1 protein-coding gene is annotated in these 425 nt (G+C 61.2%); it reads left to right on the top strand.

The genetic code is table 11. From position 1 onward, the window contains the following. A partial coding sequence (locus SB816_RS29950; protein WP_410547984.1) for an IS66 family transposase occupies positions 1-425 on the top strand: 425 nt, incomplete at both ends.

The following is a 425-nucleotide window of genomic DNA, read 5'->3' as shown; positions in this document are numbered from 1 at the left end:
ATAAAACCTTGGCCAAGCGCCGAGGGAAGAGCAATGTCGCCCCCATGCGGCTGGCCTTCTGCCTTGCCCATGCCCGACGCAAGTTCGTCGAAATCGTCAAGATGACCGGGTCTGCTGAGGCCCTGTCGATCCTGGCCAGGATTGCCGAGATCTACCGTATCGAAGCGAAACTGCGCGGCGAAAATGCCGATACCCGGCTCACGGTGCGGCGTCGCGAGGCAGCGCCCGTCATGAGCGAACTGAAGGCCCAGCTCACCGAACTGAGCGACGAGGTGTCGTCGAAATCGGCGCTTGGCAAGGCCGTCACCTACACGCTCAACCACTGGAACGGACTGGCAGCCTTCCTGGAGGATGGCCGGATCGAAGTGGACTCCAATGTGGTCGAGCGTTCGATGAAATCGGTGGCCCTGACGAGGAAGAACTCG

It is taken from the genome of Achromobacter sp. SIMBA_011 (assembly GCF_046535435.1).
Classification (GTDB): Bacteria; Pseudomonadota; Gammaproteobacteria; order Burkholderiales; family Burkholderiaceae_B; genus Achromobacter; species Achromobacter dolens.
Note: the sequence above shows the minus strand (reverse complement) of the source record. Positions and strands in the feature narration are given on the sequence as shown.